The sequence below is a fragment of the Acinetobacter sp. UBA1496 genome (assembly GCF_002324975.1).
GTDB classification, from domain to species: Bacteria; Pseudomonadota; Gammaproteobacteria; order Pseudomonadales; family Moraxellaceae; genus Acinetobacter; species Acinetobacter variabilis.
Genome location: NZ_DCRI01000055.1, coordinates 59,602 through 78,250, shown reverse-complemented (window position 1 = coordinate 78,250; position 18,649 = coordinate 59,602). Strand labels below are relative to the sequence as shown.

Genomic DNA, 18,649 nt, shown 5'->3' with positions numbered 1-18,649 from the left:
AAGTTGGCTTTTAGTATTTCTATCACAAGAATAATTAGATGATTTCCACCACAATCTTACCAATATGTTCACCCGTATCCATCGTTGCATGCGCATCCTGAATCTGGTCAAACTTGAAGGTTTTATAAATCATCGGTAAACATTCGCCTTTTGCCCAGAGTGGTGTCACATGCTCTTTCAGGCCTTGGGCAATTTCAGCTTTCTCAGCCGTATTGCGTGCACGCATGGTAGAACCAGTAATGGTCAAACGTTTCATCATGATTTGACCCAATTTTACATCCTTAGCTTTAGCGCCGCCCAGGAATGCAATATACACCAGACGACCATCACGACGCAGCAGATTCAGATTTTTCTCTAGGTACGGCGCACCCACCATATCCAGAATCACATCTACACCGGCATTATCCGTAGCTTCATTGATGACCTGCTCAAAGTCTTGGGTCTTGTAATTGATTCCTGTGGTCAGATGTGAAATCGCCTGAATTTTTTCATCACTGCCTGCTGTCGCGAAGGTTTTGATGCCTAGAGATTTGCACAGCATTAAGGCCGTGGTTCCGATTCCGCTAGTTCCGCCATGAATCAGTACAGTCTCTCCTGCCTTAGCCTTACCCATCTGGAACACATTTGCCCAAACAGTGAAAAAGGTTTCCGGAATCGCCGCAGCCTGTACAAAACTCACACCTTCAGGAATGTTTAAAGTCTGGCTTTCAGGCACGACGCTATATTCTGCATAACCACCGCCATTGGTCAGACCGCAGACTTTGTCACCTACTTTAAACTGGCTTACTTTACTCCCGACTGCAACCACTTCACCGGCAACTTCCAGACCCGGTACCGGAGTCACTCCCTTAGGCATTGGATACAAGCCCTGACGCTGCAAGATATCCGGACGGTTAATCCCGAAAGCATGTACCTTGACTAGCACTTCGTCTGCTTTAGGTTCAGGGATGGCAACGGTTTCATAAGCGAGTTTCTCTACATCACCCGGTTCTGTAATGATGACTTGTTGCATGCTGTGTTGCGTCATGGATTCTTTCCCTAATCTTTACGTTTCGTATTTTTCGAACTTATTTGAACATAGAAATGCTATGGATTGAAGCAGCATGGACTTATGTATAATCAGCTGCCTATTTAGTAAATTGATATAAGACCACTGATGACAATAATTACAAAAGCGAAAACCGAGGATATCGACGCTATTCTTGAAATCTGGTTCCAGGCTTCTTTAAAGGCGCATGATTTTATTCCTACTAGTTATTGGGAAAATCAGCTGCTTCCAATGCGAGATGTATATTTAACCCTTAGCAGAAAACTATGTCCTTAAAGAAAATCATACGGTGCTTGGCTTTGTTTCGTTATTAAAATCGGAAAATGTCTTAGCTGCGCTTTTCATTGATCCAGAGCAACAAGGTGCTGGCTATGGCCGCTGTTTAGTTAATTTCTTAAAACAGCAATGTAATCAGCTGCATTTAAATGTCTATGCTGCAAATACATCAGCAGTTCATTTTTACCAAAAGCAGGGTTTTAAGATGATCAATCAAGGAATCGATGAGAATACCGGTCAGGCTGAACTCACTATGAGCTGGTTTAAATCTTAATTTTGAAATGATGAGAGCAAATTCATGTCAGCAGTCATCACCTACAATGAAGATAATCACAGTGACTTCGAATGGTTTGAAGGCCTTGCTGTGATCCGGTTCTATGCTGACTGGTGCAAGCCCTGTGTACAGAATTTTCCAGTTTTTGAGAAACTGGCAGTGCATTATGCTGGGCAAAAGCCAGAAATTAAGTTCGGTAAGATCAATGTTGATCAATCACCGATTCTGACCTTACGCTATAACGTCTATGGCCTGCCTTCTACTCTTATCTTTAAAAATGGACAGATTATTTACCGTATTGCTGGTGTGAAAAGCCTAACTGAAATGAAATCTATTTTATTTCAAGTTCTAAATGAATCATCCGATTCCGACTGATTCAAGCGGCTCAATCTTTTATTTAGCAGATTGATCTGGCATCTGCACAAACTGTATCAGGAATTTACGTACCAGCGGCAAGACAAGTAGAATCAGTGGAAATGCCACCAGCCATGACAGTCCCCAAGCATGTAACCATAGCGAGATAAACGCATTGCTCCAGCCTTTATTCAGCAGCATGTTAAAACAGGAAATCGCGCCACTCATAATGCCGGAAAGAATCAAGGGCATTAACCAGTTCAGATGTTTTGGGTGAAATTTTGGGAGATTTTTTTCATAAATGACCTTTAGAATACTTACTTACTTTCCTTCACTTTGCACTTTAACTGTCTGTTTCAGGGATTTCATAAACTGGGCAAATTGCGGCATGAATTCCTTGAAGAGTGGCAAATCTTTATTTTCCAGCATGACTTCACTAAACAGTTTTAAACCAACAGTAAATGCCTTGGTGCTTTCCGAATCGAGCAACTGACTGGCTTGAAGTTTTTCCAGTATTTTAAAGATGTCATCGTGATTACCCATCTGAAACTGTAGCTCCTCAGTATAGGTTGATGGATTACCTTGAGCATCAGCCAGATGTTTAACAGTCACTTCATATTGATGTTGTTTCATGTCCTGCTCCTACAGTTGACGGATATTAATTGCAGCCTGTTCAATCTGGGCAGCAATATCACTGAGCTGCTCTGGACGAAGTTCATTTTGCAGTTTGAATCGTAATGAAGCTTTCAGGTTTTCCATTGAATTATGGATATCGATATAGCGTTCATCTTCTTGAATACGGCGACGGGTTTCAAAACGGCTAAGCACTTTTTCTAGGGTTTCCCGACTATATTCAAGATGCTCACGGCCTTTGTCTGTAATGTGATACTGCTTACGCTCATCAGCACTCATAACTACTTGGGTATATTGCTGTTCTTCAAGATAGTTAATCGTCGGGCAGATCGTGCCTGTACTCGGTTTATAGTCCCCCCCAACCAAAGCAGCAACATCTTTGATAATGTCATAGCTGTACTTAGGCGCTTGAGCAATAAAATGCAGCACGAGCAGTTTCATTTCACCTGCTTCAAAGAGGCGTTTACGAGGTTTTGCGGGACTTTCTCGTTCTTCTGTTAAGACAAAATGAGGTGTTTTAGACATAACAAAGATATATCTTAAATTTAATTAAGATATATCTTATCATAGATAATATTGAATTTATTTCAAGTAAAGCAATAAAAGTTAAATTTAAGAAGAAAAGTAGGCACGAAATACTTGTGAAAAACATCCTTCCTTATAAAGCCATTTTCTCAGTTGAGATTACAACACTTTAACTAGGAACCTTTTGTATAGTTACTGTCTTATCTAAATGTATAAAAATAGATGATTTATAATCTTAGTGCCTCAACTTAAATTTTAACTTTTATATTCTCGCACCATCCGATCACTAACATCTTCCGGATAGCAAAGTGGCGCATAACCTCCAGCACGATTATAAGCACTCCGTTTACCGCAACGACTGCCATTACGTGCAGTATTATAAGGACATGGACAATTGCCCGGATAGCTCTCAATAGATTCCTTAATAATCTTCTGTTTAATTGCTTCCGCACTTTGGCTGCCCTGCTTGGCTTCTACTCCAAAAGCTACACATAGTCCAATTAGTAATAATAATTTTTTCATACATTCCCCCATCTGAGAGCATTGTATAAAGCAGCGAATAAATTGAAAGATCACATTTTTATTATTCGAATGATTTTCAAACAATCAAAATTCAGACAATAAAAAACCCGCCTTACAGCGGGTTTTTCTTAAATCAGTCCAGCCTTATAGACGAACCAATTCCACAATTTTCTCAGCCAGTTCTTCAACTGCATCGGCTGTGTAAGTCACATCTGTACCTTCTGTAAGGTCAGTAATCACTACTACACCAGTTTCACGAACAAGCGCAACCTGTTCAGCAGTCAGACCTGCTTTCGCAATTGCAACCACACCTTGTTGAATCAACAGGCTTTCAAGTGCTTGAGCATTTTCTAGCGCTTTAGCAGTGACAGTGACTGCAGCAGGTTTTTGACCTAAACGTGCAGCACGTGCTTCAGCAGTAACAGGCTCGTTATGTGCAGTCCATTCCACTGCAGCTTCAACCATACCCGCACCAACCGTCACGTTGCTTAGACGGTCGATGAAGATGAATGAACCTGTGTAACGGCTGTCTTGATAACGGTCAAATACCACTGGCGCATCAAATTCGATAGTGACATCAGCAATCGCATTCAGATCAAGCTGCTCTACTTGTAGTTTTTCCAATGTGTTGACATTGGTACGGTAGTTAATTTTCGCAACTTTCGCAGGGATAGTTTGAGTACCAAACTTCACATTATAAAGTTTGCCAACGACAAGCGGCTGATCGTTCATCCACACTACAGACGCGCGAGCAGAACGTGAAATCAGTGGTTGTTCACCCGCTTTTACCAACACGTTACCACGTGAAATATCAATCTCATCGTTCAGTGTTAAAGTAACAGCTTGACCAGCTACAGCATGATCCAGATTACCATCAAAAGTGACGATTTCTTTTACTGTCGATTTCTTGCCAGATGGCAGCGCAACAATTTCATCACCAACTTTCACTTCACCCAGTGCGATGGTACCGCAGAAACCACGGAAGTCGAGGTTAGGACGGTTTACATACTGAACTGGGAAACGGAATTCATCTTTGCTGGTATTACGCGTAATTTCTACAGTTTCCAACGTCTCCATTAAGGTTTGACCTTGGTACCACGGCGTATTTGGTGATTTGTTTACCACGTTATCACCGTTCAACGCAGAAATCGGTGTGAAAATAATATTTTCAGGTTTACGATCGCCCAACTGATCCACGAACTTGTTGTACTCAGCCTGAATTTCATTGAAGCGTGCTTCAGAGAATTCAACTAGGTCCATCTTGTTCACTGCAACCACGATATTACGAATACCTAACAGGCTCGCAATGAATGAGTGACGACGTGTTTGAGTCTGAACACCGTAACGCGCATCGATTAGGATGATGGCAAGATCCGCAGTCGACGCACCTGTCGCCATATTACGGGTATATTGCTCGTGTCCCGGGGTGTCGGCAATGATGAACTTACGTTTTTCAGTAGAGAAATAACGGTAAGCCACATCGATTGTAATACCCTGCTCACGTTCAGCTTGCAGACCATCTACAAGAAGTGCAAGGTCAGGTGCATCGCCAGTCGTACCGACTTTTTTAGAGTCACGGGTAACCGCTTGCAGCTGATCTTCATAAATCAGTTTTGAATCATAAAGCAGACGACCGATCAGGGTTGATTTACCATCATCCACGTTACCGCAGGTCAGGAAACGCAATAAGTCTTTATTTTCGTGCTGTTTCAAATAAGCCAAAATGTCTTGGCTAATAAGTTCTGATTGGTGAGACATCGCTCATAGCTCCACAAATACGTTGAAATCGGTTTCTTTTAATCCCTCTAAATCTCCCTTTGTTAAGGGAGACTTTTTCTCCCCTCTTTGGAAAAGAGGGGCCGGGGGAGATTTCTCTTAGAAGTAACCTTCCTGCTTTTTCTTTTCCATCGAACCTGCTTCATCATGGTCGATCATACGGCCTTGACGTTCAGATGTGGTCGCTAAAAGCATTTCCTGGATAATTTCCGGTAAAGTTGTTGCAGTTGATTCAACTGCACCAGTCAGAGGGTAACAACCTAAAGTACGGAAACGAACCGATTTCATTTGTGGCACTTCGCCTGGATTCAGGCGCATACGCTCATCATCAACCATAATCAGCGTACCATTACGCTCAACGACTGGACGTTCAGCAGCTAAGTACAATGGAACAAGTTTGATATTTTCAAGATAGATATATTGCCAGATGTCCAGCTCAGTCCAGTTAGACAATGGGAATACGCGAATACTTTCGCCTTTGTTCACTTTACCATTGTAAAGGTTCCAAAGTTCTGGGCGCTGGTTTTTCGGATCCCAACGGTGTTTAGAGTCACGGAATGAATAAACACGTTCTTTGGCACGTGATTTTTCTTCGTCACGACGTGCACCACCGAAAGCAGCATCAAACTGATATTTATCCAAAGCCTGTTTCAAGCCTTGGGTTTTCATAATGTCAGTATATTTAGAGCTACCATAGTCAAATGGGTTTACGCCCGCATCACGACCTTCTTTGTTCTGATGCACGATCAGATCAAAGCCATGTTCTTTGGCCATGTTGTCACGGAACTTGATCATGTCTTTGAATTTCCAGCCGGTATCTACATGAAGTAGCGGGAATGGAAGTTTTGCAGGATAAAACGCTTTCAGTGCTAAATGCAGCATGACTGCTGAATCTTTACCGATTGAATAAAGCATAACCGGATTTTCAAACTCGGCAGCAACTTCGCGAATGATGTGAATACTCTCAGCTTCAAGCTGTTTAAGATGAGTAAGTCTTTCCTCATTTAATGACATGGACAACCTGCGTATTACACGTGTACTTATTACACTTTATAAAATTTATATTCATTATAGTGATTAACTTCTCATAACGATTGCTTGTTTTATGATATTCATATATTAAAACGTCATATAAAAATTCACTAATATCAACTATCAGTTTTTATGAATCTGATAGCTTAGCTAAATAAAGACAATTGATTGTTTAGTCAAAGCACTCTGGAAGATTACTTTTAGTAATGAAATGATATATTAATCATCTAAACGGACAGTTCACATCGTGGTGAAAAAAAATTAGAGTAGGATTAGTTCTTCCAATTTATAAACTATGTATGCCTTATAACGAATTTGATTTAGATACTTTAAAATCCCGTCTGGAACAGGCAAAACTTGCCGGTTTTATTTACAAGCACCAGCAACATATTTTGGTTCTTCAGGAACCCTATACTGAAGATGGCAGTCCATTAAATATTTATATCCAGCATGAACTGACAACGGATCAGATTGGCGTGCAGTTTGGCCTGCGTAAGCTGAATGGTCAATGGGAATACCTGCTCGGTATAACTTATAGCAACCAGCAGGCAGGTTACGAAATAGGTGCCGGCAATCTGAGAGGCGATCAAAAGGCTTTTAACCTGCTTTATGCTTTCTATAACTATCCTAAAGCATTCTTCTTGGTGACCTTACCTTTGTCTGCAAATACTCAGGTATTGGAACAGGCTCTCGACGAACAACTATTTAATCAGCCTGAACTTAAATTTCTGGAGACTGCAGTAAAAACCAATCCAATGGGCGAACAGGTGCAATGGATGAAGAGCTATATCCTGCAACAAGCCCTAGAAATGAAAGTTCGTATCCAGACCGCCATCCTTTAGTTTTTTTATACATCTATATAGGGATAGAAAAGCAGGCGTACATCAATTGCTTTTCTACTCTTTAGATAAAACCTCAGATTCGCCTACCTATAAAATAGTCGACATTTGTTAGCATCAAAGAAAAGCCCATCACATATTTTTAATTTTTAGATTTTATCAAGCTATCGCAATAGGGAATTTTGTTGTTTTTTTGCTTACAATTTTATTAATAACTGTTATCTTTAACAGGGTCATAAAATTTTTATAAAACCATAATTAGAGACAGAAACTCATGTGGGAACTGTTCACTCATCCTTCCAACATTGTATTTAGTATTAGTTTAAGTCTGATGCTGATGTTTGCTGCCTTGGAATGTGTCTTGCTGATGCTGGGAGGCGGCTCCCAAAATATGTTCGAACAATTCCTGCCTGAAGAACCGCTTCACTCGGAAGTAGGTGTTGATCAGCATGCTGGCCTGCTCAATAAAGTATTCGACTGGCTTTATCTGGGTCGCCTGCCTCTCTTTATCTGGCTCATTATTTTCCTGACCAGTTATGGTCTGAGCGGATTATTAATCCAAGGCCTGTTCGAACGATTTACCAGCCAGCTTTTAAATGCATGGATTATTTCCCCTGCCTGTTTATTTTTATGCATGCCGATTGTACGTGGGCTGTCCGTGCTTGCTGCCAAAATTCTGCCTCAGGATGAAACCATCGCGATCTATAGCGATGAACTGATCGGACGAACCGCTACCATTATTCTGGGAGATGCCAAAGCTAACTCCCCTGCGCAGGCCAAAGTTCAGGATCAGCATGGTAAGACCCATTATGTGCTGGTCGAACCTGAACTCAATGAAATATTTAATCAAGGTCAGACAGTTGTTCTGACTCAAAAAACTAAAAATGGCTTTCAGGCTATTGAACTTTAATTAAACCAATTTCCTATAAAAATCAAGCTTGCCCAAAGAGACTTTAGAACAATGCTAAATTTTGATTTATATAATGTTTTGATTATTGCGGGGATTATATTCGTTGGCCTAGTCACCTTCGGATTAATCATTGCACGTTTATACCGTCGTTCCAGTAAAGAGATTTCCTTTGTACGTACCGGTTGGGGTGGTGAAAAAGTGATTTTAGGCGGTGGAGCTTTGGTACTTCCGGTGCTACATGAAATCATTCCAGTGAATATGAATACCCTACGTCTGGAAGTCCGCCGTGCCGATGATCAGGCGCTGATTACCCGTGATCGCATGCGTGTCGATGTAATGGCTGAATTTTACGTACGCGTTAAGCCAACTGCCGATTCGATTGCAACTGCAGCACAAACTCTTGGTCAAAAAACCATGTCGCCAAATGAATTGAAAAATCTTGTGGAAGGCAAATTTGTCGACTCTTTACGTGCGGTAGCTGCTGAAATGGCCATGGAAGAACTACATGAAAAACGGGTCGACTTCGTACAAAAAGTACAGCAAGTGGTATCTGAAGATCTGCACAAAAATGGTCTGGAGCTTGAAACTGTTTCTTTAACTGGCTTAGATCAAACTGGCTTTAAATACTTTAATCCGCAAAATGCTTTCGATGCTGAAGGTTTGACCAAACTCACTGAAACGATTGAAGATCGTCGCCGTAAGCGTAATCATATTGAACAGGATACAGATCTGGCCATTAAAGCCAAAAATCTGGAAGCCGAGCAAGCACGTCTACAAATTATCCGTGAAGAAGAATATGCCAAACTGCAACAGGAACGTGAAATTTCGATTCGCCGCGCTGAACAGTTAGCTGAAATTGCAGCTCAGGAAGCTGCAAAAAAACGTGAAGCGGAAGAAGCTCGTATTGCTGCTGAACGTGAAGTAGAACTGAAACGCATTCTGGCAGCTCGTGATGTTGAAAATGAAAACATTCAGAAAGCACAGCTCATTCAAAAAGCCCAAGTTGAACAGAAGAAAACGATTGAACTGGCTGAACAGGATCGTGCGATTGCGATTGCAGAAAAATCTCGTGCTGAATCTGAAGCCAAAGCTTTAGCTGATCAGGCACGTGCTCAAGCGGTTAAAGCGGAAGAAGAAGTCGTCACTGTCCGTCAGATCCAGCAAGCAGAACGTCAAAAAGCGGTTGAACTGGTGGCAGCCAAAGAACAGGCTGAGAAAGATGCGATTGCCATTACCGTTGCAGCTGAAGCTGGCAAGCAGGCAGCAGCTGATGATGCAGAAGCGGTTCGTATAGCCGCTGAAGCCGAAGCTGAAAAAGTTCGCCTGAAAGCCAAAGGTGAAGCGGATGCCAAAGTCTTACTTGCTCAAGCGATGGAGAAACAGTATCAGGTCGATGCTGAAGGTACCCGTGCAGTGAATGAAGCAAATAATGTACTGTCATCTGAACAGGTGGAAATGCAAATCCGCCTAGCCATGCTGAAATACCTGCCTGAAATCATTCGTGAAAGTGTTAAGCCTATGGAAAACATTGATGACATCAAGATTTTGCAAGTCAATGGTTTACATGGCACACATGCGGGTTCTTGTCAGGCAGATGCCCATCATGAAGGCAGCAATGTTGCCCTCTCCGATCAGGTGGTGAATAGTGCTTTGCGTTATCGTAGCCAGGCACCTTTGATTGATAGTCTGATGAATGAATTAGGCATTCAGGGCGGTGACATCAATGGGCTGACCCAAAGCCTGAAAGCTAAAGCTGGTGTAGATAGCTAAATACTCAATTTTCGAATTATCATTTAGTTAGACTTTAATTTTCTTTTACAGCAATTATAAAAAAGCCCTCAAGAGTGAGGGCTTTTTATCAGCTTAATAAATTAAGCTAAACCTTTTTCTTTCAAGACCTGAAGCATGGTTGAACCCAGCTCAGCAGGACTACGTGTATACGCCATTCCCGCGCGTTCAAAGGCTGCAAACTTCTCTTCAGCAGTTCCTTTACCGCCGGAAATGATGGCACCTGCGTGACCCATACGCTTACCTTTCGGCGCTGTGACACCGGCGATATAACCTACCACTGGCTTGGTCACATGTGACTGAATATACTCAGCTGCTTCTTCCTCAGCAGTACCGCCAATTTCACCAATCATGATAATGGCTTCAGTTTGTGGATCTTCCTGGAACAGTTTCAAGCAATCAATCTGGTTCATGCCTGGAATCGGATCACCACCGATCCCGATACATGTAGACTGTCCAAGACCTAATTTAGTGGTTTGTGCAACCGCTTCATAAGTTAAAGTACCTGAACGTGAGATAATGCCGATCTTACCTGGCTGGTGAATATGACCCGGCATAATCCCGATCTTACACTCGCCTGGCGTAATGATACCCGGACAGTTTGGACCAATCAGACGCGTGCCATTACCATTGGTTTCCAAATAACGTTTGGCTTTCAGCATATCCAGTGTTGGTACACCTTCAGTAATCACAACGATCAGCTCAATACCTGAGTCAACAGCTTCTACAATAGAATCAAGTACAAAAGGTGCAGGCACATAAATTACAGAAGCATCAGCTTGAGTTTCTTGCACCGCTTCACGCATAGTATTAAATACTGGCAGATCCAGATGTGATTGACCACCTTTACCCGGTGTTACTCCACCAACAACTTTAGTGCCGTAGGCAATAGCCTGTTCAGAGTGGAATGTACCGTTCTTGCCTGTAAAGCCTTGGACTAAAACTTTGGTGTCTTTATTAATTAATACGCTCATTGTGATACTCCTTAAGCTTTTACTGCAGCAACAATTTTTTCTGCAGCATCGGCCAGGCCATTTGCAGAAATCAATTTCAAACCAGATTCATCCAGTAACTTGGCACCAAGCTCTGCATTGTTCCCTTCAAGACGAACAACGACAGGCACAGTGACATTTACCTCCTGAACCGCTGCAATAATTGCTTCAGCAATCATGTCACAACGTACAATTCCACCAAAAATATTAATCAAGACACCTTGTACAGAAGAATCTGCCAAGATAATTTTAAATGCTTCAATTACACGCTCTTTGGTTGCACCACCACCCACATCCAGGAAGTTAGCTGGCTGACCACCATAAAGCTTGATAATGTCCATGGTTGCCATCGCAAGACCGGCACCATTGACCATACAACCGATATTGCCTTCTAACGCTACATAGTTCAAATCAAATTCAGACGCTTTCAGCTCACGCTCATTTTCTTGTGATTTATCACGTAAAACTGCGACTTCAGGCAGGCGATACAGTGCATTCGAATCAATGCCGACTTTGGCATCGACACAAAGAATATCACCATTTTCACGTACAGAGAGCGGGTTAATTTCAAATAAAGCAAAATCATTTTCGACAAAAGCTTGGTAAGCAGCTGTCATGACTTTGACAAATTGGTTGATCTGGTTATCTTTTAACTTAAGTGCAAACGCCACTTCACGCGCCTGAAATGGCAATAACCCTACTAAAGGATCAACTTCCACTTTAATGATTTTTTCAGGATTTTCTTCTGCAACTTTTTCAATTTCGACACCACCTTCAGTAGATGCCATAAAAGTAATACGACGGCTAGAACGGTCAACCACCGCACCTAAATAAAGTTCACGTTCAACCGGATAAACATCTTCAGACACCAAAATACTATTGACTGGCTGACCATTTGCATCGGTTTGATAGGTCACTAAACGTGAACCAATAATCTGATTGGCATATTCAGCTGCTTCTTCAGCCGACTTTACCACTTTTACCCCACCCGCTTTGCCACGACCACCTGCGTGAACCTGCGCTTTTAATACTGCAAACTTCCCACCAAGCTGCTCAAAAGCATGTACTGTTTCTTCAGCATTGGTAGCAAGAATACCTTCTTGTACAGGCATCCCATATTTTTTTAATAACGCTTTTGCTTGATACTCATGTAAATTCATTGATTAACCTTTTACTACTTATTTGACTTTGTTATTACACGTATTCCCAATATTTCTTGGTTCACATCAATCAATATTGGTATTTTTGGATCTTAAATTTTACTTATCTTTATTTTTAGATGATTATTCATTCAAAAACAACCATCAAATGTAAAAAGAGCAGCCGGAGCCGCTCTTTGAAGAATTACTTACGCTTACGTTGGATCGCGTGAATCGCACGACCATCGACTGCAAGAGCAGCTTCATGTACGACTTCAGAGAATGTTGGGTGACCAAACGTCATCAACTGTAGATCTTCAACTGAAGATACAAACTCAAGTGCAATCATACCTTGGTGAACGATATCAGACGCAGCAGGTCCAATCACGTGCATACCTAGTAGACGGTCAGTTTTTGCATCAGCAACAAACTTCACGAAACCTGCACCTTCACCAGCCGCCAAAGCACGACCATTTACAGCAAAACCGAATTGACCAGTTTTCACTTCATGACCTTTTTCTTTGGCTTGCTCTTCTGTTAAACCTACCCAAGCCGCTTCCGGATGAGTGTAGATGACAGAAATGATAGTGTCATAGTTCACTTGAGCAGCATGACCGTGGATACGTTCAACAGCCATTACGCCTTCTTCCATTGCTTTATGTGCAAGCATTGGACCACGTACTAAGTCACCGATTGCGTATACGCCTTCAACAGAAGTTGCACACCAGTCGTTTACTTCAACCAGACCACGCTCAGTCAGTTTGATACCTGAATCTTCAGCCAATAGGCCTTCAGCATAAGCACGACGACCCACACAAACGATCAGCTTATCGAAAGTCTGTTCTTTGTCTTCGCCGCCTTGGCTGTATTTAACAGTCACTTCACGACCATTAACTTCAGTACCAGAAACTTTCGCACCGATACGGATATCAAGACCTTGTTTGGTCAGTAATTTTTGGTAGTCTTTTGCTAATGCTTTGTCAGCCATTGGCAAGAATGCGTCCATTGCTTCAAATACAACAACTTCCGCACCGAGACGACGCCATACTGAACCAAGTTCAAGACCGATTACACCAGCACCGATCACACCAAGACGTTTAGGCACTTCTGGGAATTCAAGCGCACCAGTTGAGTCCACGATCAGGTCTTGATCTACAGGAGCAACAGGAATATTTACTGGTACAGAACCAGATGCAAGAATGACATATTTAGGCTCTAAAACCTGAGTTTCGCCTTCATGCGGTACGAACTCAACTTTTTTACCAGCAAGTAATTTACCAGTACCCTGTAACCATTCGATGCCATTACCTTTAAGTAACTGTGCAACGCCACCAGTCAATTGCTCAACGACTTTGTCTTTACGCGCTAGCATTTTAGACAAATCGAAAGCAACTTCACCCGTTGTAATACCGTGGTCATCTAAATGCTTAACAGTATCTTCATAACGGTGAGAAGAATCTAGAAGTGCTTTAGAAGGAATACAACCGACGTTTAAGCAAGTACCGCCTAAAGAAGGTTTACCTTTATGAATACGTTTTTCGATACATGCAACTTTAAAACCAAGCTGTGCAGCACGAATTGCAGCTTCGTAGCCACCTGGGCCACCACCAATTACAACTAAATCGAATTGTTGAGACATTATTCTCTCCAAAAATGGGCCTAGAGGATCACCCTAAGCCCATGGATTTATTCTTTAAAATTAAAGATCAAGGATCAGACGAGCTGGTTCTTCTAACAATTCTTTGATTGTTACAAGGAAACCTACAGCTTCTTTACCATCAATGAGACGGTGGTCATAAGAAAGCGCTAGGTACATCATTGGCAAGATTTCAACCTGACCATTCACTGCCATAGGACGTTCCTGGATTTTATGCATACCCAAGATCGCAGTTTGTGGAGTGTTCAAGATTGGAGTTGAAAGTAATGAACCGAAAGTACCACCGTTGGTAATTGTGAAAGTACCACCAGTCATGTCTTCAATCGCAAGTTTACCTTCACGCGCTTTCCCAGCGTATGCACGGATGCCGTTTTCAACTTCAGCATAGTTCATGCGGTCTGTATCACGAAGAACAGGAACCACTAGACCACGGTCAGAAGAAACCGCTACACCAATGTCATAGTAACCATGGTAAACAATGTCGTCGCCATCGATCGATGCATTCACTGCTGGATAGCGTTTCAGTGCTTCAGTCGCAGCTTTAACGAAGAATGACATGAAGCCTAGACGCGCACCATGACGTTTTTCAAACGCTTCTTTGTACTGGTTACGCATTTCCATGATTGGTTTCATGTTAACTTCGTTGAACGTAGTCAACATTGCTGTTTCTTGAGTTGCAGCAAGCAGACGTTCAGCAACACGTTTACGCAGACGAGTCATTGGAACGCGTTTTTCAATACGTTCACCAACCGCAACGCTTAACGGTGCAGCAGCAGGCACTGCAGGTTTAGACTGATGGTTCGCAACATCTTCTTTAGTGATGCGACCGCCACGACCTGTACCAGATACGTCAGCAGCATTGATACCAGATTCAGTCAATGCTTTACGTACTGCTGGAGCCTGGTCTTGAACCTGTTGACGCTCAACGATCGGTGCATTACCCGCTTCAGTTTTTGCAGCAGCTTGCTCTACTGATGCTTCAGTTTCAGATTGAACTGCTTGAGTTTGAGTTGCGCCAGATACAGCACCTTCTTCAAACTGTGCAATCACTTCAGCAGAAAGCACTGTATCGCCTTCATTTTTAACGATTGATGCAATTGTACCGTCTGCAGGAGCAACAACTTCTAAAACAACTTTATCAGTTTCAATATCACAGATCACTTCATCACGTGATACTGCTTCACCTGGTTGTTTGTGCCAAGTTGCGATCGTACCATCCGCAACTGACTCTGGAAATACCGGTGCTTTAATTTCGGTTGCCATTATTTAGAATCTCCTGGATTATTCAGCATCGATCGCTAGAGCGTCGTTAACGAGCTGAGCTTGTTGTTTTGCATGCAAGTATGGTGAACCACACGCCGGTGCAGCTGAAGCTTCACGGCCTGCGTAACTAATACGGATTTGTTTGCCCGCTTTCATCACATCGTCATATAAACGAGGCGCGATGAACAACCAAGCACCTTGGTTTTTCGGTTCTTCTTGTGCCCAAACCAGTTCTTTAACGTTTGGATACTGAGCAAGAACTTCTGCAAGACGTGCTTCTGGGTACGGATACAATTGTTCAATACGTACAATTGCAGTGTTGTTCAATTCTTTTTCACGACGTTTTTCAACCAGATCGTAGTAAACCTTACCACCACACAATACCAGACGGGTTACGTCTGCTTTGTTGATGTTATCTACTTCGTCGATCACAGTCTGGAATGTACCGTTAGCCAGTTCTTCCAGATTAGACACCGCTAATTTATGACGAAGCAATGATTTAGGTGACATGATGATCATTGGCTTACGGATCGGGCGGATTGCCTGACGACGTAACGCGTGGAAGATCTGTGCAGGTGTAGTTGGAGTCATCACTTGCATGTTATCTTCAGCACATAGTTGCAAGAAACGTTCCAGACGTGCAGATGAGTGCTCAGGGCCTTGGCCTTCGAAACCGTGTGGCAGAAGCATAGTCAGACCACATACACGTTCCCATTTGGTTTCACCAGATGAGATGAACTGGTCAATCACCACCTGCGCACAGTTTGCAAAGTCACCGAACTGAGCTTCCCAGATGATCAGGCTCTTAGGAAGAGTCGTCGCATAACCATATTCAAATGCCAGTACTGCCATTTCAGACAATAAAGAGTCATAGATCGCAACGCGCGGTTGGTTCTCTTTGATGTGGCAAAGTGGAATATAAGTTGAGCCATCTACCTGGTTATGCAGTTTTGCATGACGGTGTGAGAATGTACCACGACCCACGTCTTCACCAGTTAAACGAACCAGATAACCATCATCTAGCAGTGATGCATAGGCTAGAGTTTCAGCAGCACCCCAGTTCAGCGGCATTTCACCAGTTTGCATTTTCAGACGGTCGTCAATCACTTTAGATACCTGACGCTGCATCACGAAGCCTTCTGGAAGCTCACGCATTTTGCGACCAAGCTCTTTAAGACGTTCTAGATCACATGTAGTATCCCACTCGTCTGTGTATTCATGGCCCAGGTACGGTGTCCAGTCTACGAACATTTTCTTGTTCGGCTCTAGAACCAGTGCATTGGCTACATGTTTACCGGCTTCAAGATCAGAACGGTATTGTTCAACCATTTGATCTGCAGTTGCGCGATCAAGTACACCTTCTTGAACCAGTTTGTCGGCATAAAGCGTACGAGTGGTCGCTTTTTTGTTGATCACTTGGTACATCATTGGCTGAGTTGCAGCTGGTTCGTCCGCTTCGTTATGACCACGACGACGGTAACAGAACATATCGATCACGACGTCTTTACGGAAAGTATGACGGAAGTCATGTGCAAGCTGAGCTACAAATAATACAGCTTCCGGATCATCACCATTCACATGGAAGATCGGTGCCTGGATCATTTTCGCGATGTCAGTACAATATTCTGTAGAACGTGCATCACGTGGATCAGATGTGGTAAAACCAACTTGGTTGTTCACTACGATATGAACTGTACCACCTACTGTGTAACCACGAGTCTGTGACATTTGGAAGGTTTCTTGGTTTACGCCCTGACCTGCAAATGCAGCATCACCGTGAACAATCACTGGTAACACGTCATCGCCGCCAATGTCTTTACGACGGACTTGACGTGCACGTACAGAACCTTCAACTACAGGTCCAACGATTTCAAGGTGAGATGGGTTAAACGCCAATGCCAAGTGAACTTCACCACCTGGAGTCATCACGTTAGAAGAGAAACCTTGGTGATACTTAACGTCACCAGAACCTTTCTTGTGTAGTGATTTGCCTTCGAACTCACCGAACAGGTCAGCCGGGTTTTTACCCATGATGTTAACCAAAAGGTTCAGACGACCACGATGTGGCATACCGATTACGACTTCTTTACAGCCTACAGAACCGGCACGCTGGATCAATTCATTCACCATAGGAATGAAAGACTCACCACCTTCAACACCAAAACGTTTTGCACCCACGAATTTATTACCGAGGTATTTTTCCAGACCTTCAGCCGCAGTTAAACGTTCAAGAACATGTTTTTTCTGATCAGCACTCAGGCCATATTGACCACGTGCGCTTTCAAGACGTTGCTGGATCCAGCGTTTTTCTTTGGTATCCACGATATGCATGTATTCAGCACCGATAGAGCTACAGTAAGTCGCTTCCATCGCTTGAACCATTTCGCCCAAAGTCGCTGCTTCCTTACCAATCGCAAGGTTACCGGTATTGAATATAGTGTCCAGATCAGACTGAGTTAAACCGTGCGCAGAAAGATCAAGATCTGGCACAACTTCGCGTTTAGCCAGACCTAATGGATCCAGTTTTGCTTTTTGGTGGCCACGGTTACGGTACGCAGCAATCAGCTGTAAAACGCCAATTTGACGACGTTCATGCTCTGAACTTACTGTCGATTGGATAACAGGCTGAATACGGCTTGAATTGCGACCTAAAAGTAGGAATTGCTCACGTACATTGCTGTGTGGTTGATCACCTTTTGGGAATTTATCGAAGTACGCTCTCCAGTCAGCACCCACTGAGTCTGGAGCAGTGAGGTACTGCTCATAAAGTTCTTCAATATACGCTGCACTATCAGCGGAAAGTTCAGTGTCAAGACGCAGAGCGTCAGCAACTTCTTGCATTTGTGGACCCATTTCCTATTGCAAAAACATTTTCAGGATGCTTTTTAAGCAAAACCCAGGATTAGTAATGTCAAATTGATAATTCAACATTAGTCCCCCATAAGGCATAAGCCATGAGGCGTTATCACCACACCAAGAAAATTCTTGATATGTTTAATGAACAATAACGCCCCTCAGCGGCATCATCACTCATTAAATACCCGATCGTGACCGAGCAATTTTTTGCAAATCGACTTAGAAAAAACAAAGATTTAAACTATATTTTTTCTAAAGCGACTTTGACTTACATTTATATACCAGTCTCTACTTTTTCCGTGTTTAAAAAATGTACACCGGCCCACACATTTTTTAAATATAGTCTTGTGCTAAATGCTATCACGATCTCGACTAATCAATTGATTTTTTTGACGAGAAACGCATGTTTTTTAGTCAAATACTTCCGTCAGAAATTACTCTAACATAGGGAGCTTTAAATGAAAAACACATTCAGCGTAGACTAAAGTCCTACATCTTTTTGATAAACAAAAAGAGAGTAAATCTTCCAATCCACTCCCTTTACAACTTTGCGTTATATAATAACATTATTGAAAACCTTTTTCAGTCCAGAATTACATCTAAAAATCATAAATACCTTAAACAACATCATAATAGTGCATAAATCCGACCAAAATGTTCTGCAATGATTCATCACCCGATTTGATCATATAAGATACAGCACCAATAACAGCAGTTTTCACTACCACTGTTCATTTATGGAGCTCTATAAAGCAAAAAGCACAC

The 18,649-nt window shown here is 42.5% G+C and carries 17 protein-coding genes; 5 read left to right on the top strand and 12 right to left on the bottom strand.

What is annotated here, in order from left to right; all coding sequences use genetic code 11:
• Positions 1-34: 34 nt before the first annotated feature.
• On the bottom strand, positions 35-1,027 hold the full coding sequence (locus B3143_RS06575) for an NAD(P)H-quinone oxidoreductase (RefSeq protein ID WP_104426430.1): 993 nt from the start codon (positions 1,025-1,027) through the stop codon (positions 35-37).
• A gap of 310 nt (positions 1,028-1,337) precedes the next feature.
• Between B3143_RS06575 and B3143_RS06570 the strand changes: the two genes are divergently transcribed.
• Together B3143_RS06570 and B3143_RS06565 are read left to right on the top strand one after the other, a co-directional pair.
• On the top strand, positions 1,338-1,598 hold the full coding sequence (locus B3143_RS06570) for a GNAT family N-acetyltransferase (RefSeq protein ID WP_228301719.1): 261 nt from the start codon (positions 1,338-1,340) through the stop codon (positions 1,596-1,598).
• A gap of 24 nt (positions 1,599-1,622) precedes the next feature.
• Complete coding sequence (locus tag B3143_RS06565; RefSeq protein ID WP_208462417.1) at positions 1,623-1,973, top strand: thioredoxin family protein; 351 nt, start codon at positions 1,623-1,625, stop codon at positions 1,971-1,973.
• 18 nt (positions 1,974-1,991) lie between these two features.
• Here B3143_RS06565 and B3143_RS06560 read toward each other — a convergent pair whose 3' ends face one another.
• From B3143_RS06560 to cysD, 6 genes are all read right to left on the bottom strand, one after another.
• Entirely contained in the window at positions 1,992-2,204 is a 213-nt protein-coding gene (locus B3143_RS06560) for a DUF2798 domain-containing protein (RefSeq protein ID WP_208462416.1), read from the bottom strand.
• A 69-nt stretch (positions 2,205-2,273) separates the two neighbouring features.
• Positions 2,274-2,585 (bottom strand): DUF3861 domain-containing protein, encoded by a 312-nt coding sequence (locus B3143_RS06555; protein ID WP_208462415.1) that lies wholly within the window; start codon positions 2,583-2,585, stop codon positions 2,274-2,276.
• A 9-nt stretch (positions 2,586-2,594) separates the two neighbouring features.
• Positions 2,595-3,110 (bottom strand): PadR family transcriptional regulator, encoded by a 516-nt coding sequence (locus B3143_RS06550; protein ID WP_208462414.1) that lies wholly within the window; start codon positions 3,108-3,110, stop codon positions 2,595-2,597.
• Between the two features lie 255 nt (positions 3,111-3,365).
• Entirely contained in the window at positions 3,366-3,632 is a 267-nt protein-coding gene (locus B3143_RS06545) for a hypothetical protein (protein WP_208462620.1), read from the bottom strand.
• 144 nt (positions 3,633-3,776) lie between these two features.
• Positions 3,777-5,390 carry a sulfate adenylyltransferase subunit CysN gene (gene cysN, locus B3143_RS06540; RefSeq protein WP_104426435.1) on the bottom strand — a complete coding sequence of 538 codons (1,614 nt, stop codon included), beginning with the start codon at positions 5,388-5,390 and terminating at the stop codon, positions 3,777-3,779.
• A 117-nt stretch (positions 5,391-5,507) separates the two neighbouring features.
• Entirely contained in the window at positions 5,508-6,422 is a 915-nt protein-coding gene (gene cysD, locus B3143_RS06535) for a sulfate adenylyltransferase subunit CysD (RefSeq protein WP_034170514.1), read from the bottom strand.
• A gap of 317 nt (positions 6,423-6,739) precedes the next feature.
• On the opposite strand from cysD, the gene B3143_RS06530 reads away from it, so the two are divergent.
• The 3 genes from B3143_RS06530 to B3143_RS06520 all read left to right on the top strand — a co-directional run bounded on the left by B3143_RS06530 (position 6,740) and on the right by B3143_RS06520 (position 9,959).
• Positions 6,740-7,282 carry a hypothetical protein gene (locus tag B3143_RS06530; RefSeq protein WP_208462619.1) on the top strand — a complete coding sequence of 181 codons (543 nt, stop codon included), beginning with the start codon at positions 6,740-6,742 and terminating at the stop codon, positions 7,280-7,282.
• Between the two features lie 271 nt (positions 7,283-7,553).
• Complete coding sequence (locus tag B3143_RS06525) at positions 7,554-8,189, top strand: YqiJ family protein (protein WP_208462618.1); 636 nt, start codon at positions 7,554-7,556, stop codon at positions 8,187-8,189.
• A 51-nt stretch (positions 8,190-8,240) separates the two neighbouring features.
• A complete protein-coding gene (locus B3143_RS06520; RefSeq protein ID WP_208462617.1) occupies positions 8,241-9,959 on the top strand; it encodes a flotillin family protein in 1,719 nt (572 codons plus the stop codon).
• A 101-nt stretch (positions 9,960-10,060) separates the two neighbouring features.
• Here the strand turns inward: B3143_RS06520 and sucD are convergent, their stop codons facing one another.
• From sucD to B3143_RS06495, 5 genes are all read right to left on the bottom strand, one after another.
• On the bottom strand, positions 10,061-10,951 hold the full coding sequence (sucD, locus tag B3143_RS06515) for a succinate--CoA ligase subunit alpha (RefSeq protein ID WP_005234623.1): 891 nt from the start codon (positions 10,949-10,951) through the stop codon (positions 10,061-10,063).
• 11 nt (positions 10,952-10,962) lie between these two features.
• Complete coding sequence (sucC, locus tag B3143_RS06510; RefSeq protein WP_104426439.1) at positions 10,963-12,129, bottom strand: ADP-forming succinate--CoA ligase subunit beta; 1,167 nt, start codon at positions 12,127-12,129, stop codon at positions 10,963-10,965.
• A gap of 184 nt (positions 12,130-12,313) precedes the next feature.
• On the bottom strand, positions 12,314-13,747 hold the full coding sequence (gene lpdA / locus B3143_RS06505) for a dihydrolipoyl dehydrogenase (RefSeq protein WP_004782973.1): 1,434 nt from the start codon (positions 13,745-13,747) through the stop codon (positions 12,314-12,316).
• Positions 13,748-13,807: 60 nt separating this feature from the next.
• Entirely contained in the window at positions 13,808-15,028 is a 1,221-nt protein-coding gene (gene odhB / locus B3143_RS06500) for a 2-oxoglutarate dehydrogenase complex dihydrolipoyllysine-residue succinyltransferase (protein ID WP_208462616.1), read from the bottom strand.
• An 18-nt stretch (positions 15,029-15,046) separates the two neighbouring features.
• Entirely contained in the window at positions 15,047-17,869 is a 2,823-nt protein-coding gene (locus B3143_RS06495; RefSeq protein ID WP_005234618.1) for a 2-oxoglutarate dehydrogenase E1 component, read from the bottom strand.
• Positions 17,870-18,649 lie beyond the last annotated feature (780 nt).